This is a genomic window from uncultured Campylobacter sp. (assembly GCF_937949835.1).
Lineage (GTDB): Bacteria > Campylobacterota > Campylobacteria > Campylobacterales > Campylobacteraceae > Campylobacter_B.
Window position 1 is genome coordinate 1 of the sequence record NZ_CALEDC010000287.1, and the last position, 3,421, is coordinate 3,421.

The 3,421-nt window shown below is 51.0% G+C and carries 4 protein-coding genes; 3 read left to right on the plus strand and 1 reads right to left on the minus strand.

From position 1 onward, the window contains the following. Nucleotides 1–1,881: DNA polymerase III subunit gamma/tau (locus Q0256_RS06425; protein ID WP_297961326.1), on the minus strand; the 1,881-nt coding region annotated here is incomplete at its 3' end. A 93-nt stretch (nt 1,882–1,974) separates the two neighbouring features. Here Q0256_RS06425 and Q0256_RS06430 point away from each other — a divergent pair. The 3 genes from Q0256_RS06430 to Q0256_RS06440 form a co-directional block, all read left to right on the plus strand. Beyond that, nucleotides 1,975–2,523: a YajG family lipoprotein gene (locus Q0256_RS06430; protein ID WP_005873082.1), complete on the plus strand. Its 549-nt coding sequence runs from the start codon at nt 1,975–1,977 to the stop codon at nt 2,521–2,523. Next, on the plus strand, nt 2,524–3,144 hold the full coding sequence (locus Q0256_RS06435) for a ComF family protein (protein ID WP_297961329.1): 621 nt from the start codon (nt 2,524–2,526) through the stop codon (nt 3,142–3,144). A gap of 38 nt (nt 3,145–3,182) precedes the next feature. Further along, on the plus strand, nt 3,183–3,421 hold a 239-nt coding region (locus tag Q0256_RS06440; protein WP_297961332.1), incomplete at its 3' end, for a DNA gyrase subunit A.

A 3,421-nucleotide genomic window follows, 5' to 3' on the forward strand; every position in this document is an offset into this window, starting at 1 on the left:
CTGCTCGCTCTCTTGCGCGCCGGTTAAATTCCTATGATCTTGCTCGCCCGCTTGCGTAGATTCGGGATTGTCTTGCACGCTGCTAGAGATTGAGCTTTCAGTAAAATTTTGCGCCGTGGGATTTGCAGGGCTTTGTGAGGTCGAATTTCTCGGGCGCGCAGTATCGGCGCCGGATTCGGAAGTCGCGCCTTGCGTAGAATCCTTGCTTTGCGTAGCGGTTGCGCCGCGTGCGGAATTCCGATCGCGCTCGCTTTGGGCGGGATCATCGCCGTTTTGTGGCGCGCTTTGCTCGATCTTGATGGCCGCGCCCTCGCCGAAAAGCGATTTTAGCACGCTGTTGATCGCTCGCGAGCCCTTGCGCAGATACTCTCTGTCCTGTCCCTGCGCGCGCGAGAGCAGATACAGCGTGCCGCGCTCAAATTTTAAAAATTCCACGCACTTGCTAAATTTCTCGCCCAGATCATAATCTCGGTCGTAAATTTTGGCTAAAAAATTCTCGTAAATTTCATTTTGAGCGCCCGTTTTGACGGAAGAGCTAGAATTTTGCGCCTGTGCCGCTGCGCCAGGTTTAATCTCGCTGCTTGCGCCGAAACATTGTTTTGCCGTACCGGAGCTTTGTGCTGAGTTTGCGGGACGTTTTGCGCTTGCCGTAAAGCTAGGCACGCCGCTTGTCGCGCTATCTGCGTCACTCGGCGCAAAAGCCGCACCGTCCGGCTCGCTATTTGGCGCAAAATTCGCGCTTTGTTTGGAATTTGACCTAAAATTCGGCGCGGAGCTTTGCGCGTTTAAATTAGGCGCCGAAGCAGAAGCATAGCCCTCGCCTTGATCCAGGGATCTGCCGACCTCTATGAGCTCGTCGATCTCGCGCAGATTTACCGCCTCCATCATCATAAAAATCATCATAGAAATTGCGTAGGTGTTGTCCGGGCTGATGGCGAGCATGCTCTTGGCGCCCGCTAAAATGCGGAAAAACCGCTCATACATCAGCAGGCTAAATTTCGCGTCGCGGCGCAGGAATTTATCCTTTAAATTTGCGATCATCTCGTCGATTATCGTCTCGGCGTTGTAGTTTTCGACCTCTTTGATGATCTCGATCGCGCCCGCGCGGTCCTGGCGCAGCACGATGTCTAAAATTTCGCCGATTTTAGCGGGATCGAGCAAGCCCAGCATATCGGCGATCGCGCGCTGCGTGATTCCTTCGCAGCTAAAGATAATTGCCTGATCGAGGAGCGTGAGCGTGTCTCGTAGCGAGCCCGAGCCGCTGCGAGCTAAAATTTCAAGCGCGCCCTCTTCGTAAGCGATGTTTTCGGTTTTTAAAATTTGCTCTAGATGCGCTACGACGGCGCTTTTGGCGATCGGCTTAAAGCGAAAGTGCTGCGTGCGCGATAGCACGGTGACTGGAAGCTTGAGCGGATCGGTAGTCGCAAGGATAAATTTTACGTAGCTAGGCGGCTCCTCAAGCGTCTTTAAAAGCGCGTTGGAGGCCTCTTTGGTGAGCATATGCACCTCGTCGATGATGAAAATTTTAAAGCGCGCGCTTGCGGGATGATACTTCGTCTGCTCGATAAGCTCGCGGATATCGTCGATCTTGCGATGGCTGGCGGCGTCCATCTCGATGATGTCGATGTGGCGCCCCTCGTTTGCCATTACGCAGTTATCGCATATCTCGCACGGCTTGCCGGTAGGGCCTTTATCGCATAAAAGCGCTTTGGCAAAAATCCTAGCCGTCGAGGTTTTGCCGCTGCCGCGAAGTCCGCTGAAAAGATATGCGTGGCTCAGCCTGCCCGAATCCAGCGCGTGCGCAAGGCTTTTGGCGACGGCGTCTTGACCGATGAGCTGCTCGAAGCTTTTGGGTCTGTATTTTAAAGCAAGTGCTTGCAAAATTTCTCCTTTGATTCTACTAATGATACAAAAAAATCTATAAATTTTAAATTTAGTGCTACAATGCGCCCGAATTTCAGAAAAAGGATTGAAATGAAAAAATTTTTACTCGGCGTCTTTGCGCTATTTTTTGTCGCCTGCTCGCAAACTAGCAGCGTCATCAGCCTAAATCCGTATCTTTCTAAGGCCGATCAGACCGTAAGCGGCAAGTCGGTAAATATCAACGCGATCAACGATCAGCGCGAAAATCAGATGGTAATCGCTGTTATAAATGACAACGACGGCAAACTCGTCGATGAAGTGCTTTTAAAAAACAATCTCTCAGCGTGGTTCGATAAGGCTTTGCGCGCGGAGCTTGAGGCTCGCGGCGTAAGGATCGATCCGGCAAGCCCGAATATCGTAACCGTAAATATCAGAAGCATCTCGGCAGCGATCAACGGCTACTCGAAGGAAAATATGAGCGCAAGAGGCGAGATCGCGATTTCTATCGTGCAGGGCAACAAAACTACGACCAAGCGCGTTTCGCAGGATCAGAGCCAATTTACCGCGCTTCGCACGGCTAGATCGCTTAATCCTTTTGTGCAAAGCTTGCTTGGCGACATCGTCAAAAAATCCGCCGATCAAATCATCTTGACGCTTTAGATGCGCTGCGTAAATTGCGGCGCGTTTAGCCTGCGCACGATTTGCGCCGCCTGCGCCGCAAATTTAGCCGAATGCCGCCTAGGTATGCGGCAGGTGGAGGGCTTTAGCGTGTTTTATTACTACGGCTACTCCGAAATTCGAGAGCTTATACTTTCTAAACATCACGAATACGGCGCTGCGGTGCTTGCGCGCATAGCCTCTTTAAGCCTAGCGAAATTCCCGCTTCATCTGCAGCGCGAAATTTCAGCAAATCCGCAAAATTACGAAGCGTTTAAAACAACGGACGGGGTTTTTAAATTTAACGCCGTGCCGCTGGATGATGACGCACGCAGCGGCTATTCGCACACGGCGATCTTGGCCCGCGCGCTAAAAAGCGAGCTAATTGAGCCTAAATTTCACTGCCTGCGCGCGCAAAACCGCGTCAAATACACCGGGCAGAGTTTGGAATTTCGCCTAAAACACAAGCGGAATTTTAAAATTTTAACCCCGCCGCAATTCCCCGTAATCCTGGTAGACGACATCATCACTTCGGGCCTTAGCATGCTGCAGGCGCGCGAGAGCTTGATCGATGGCGGCTTTATGCCCGTGTGCGGCTTGGTTTTAGCTAATGCAAAAGAATAATTCGCTATAATCGCGCTTTAAAATTTAAAAGGATATTTATGCAATCAAATATGTTTGAAAATCAGGAGATCATCGATATCGACGTCGAAGAATCGATCAAGACGAGCTATCTTGATTACTCGATGAGCGTTATCATCGGTCGTGCGCTACCCGACGCCAGAGACGGTCTAAAGCCGGTACATAGGCGAATTTTATATGCGATGAACGATCTTGGCGTGGGCTCTCGCCAGCCATACAAAAAATCCGCCCGTATCGTCGGCGACGTTATCGGTAAATA

Excerpts from the sequence above, each read along its gene's own strand:
- Q0256_RS06435 (WP_297961329.1), top strand. The coding sequence starts at position 2,524 with ATGCGCTGCGTAAATTGCGGCGCGTTTAGCCTGCGCACGATTTGCGCC.
- Q0256_RS06430 (WP_005873082.1), top strand. The coding sequence starts at position 1,975 with ATGAAAAAATTTTTACTCGGCGTCTTTGCGCTATTTTTTGTCGCCTGC.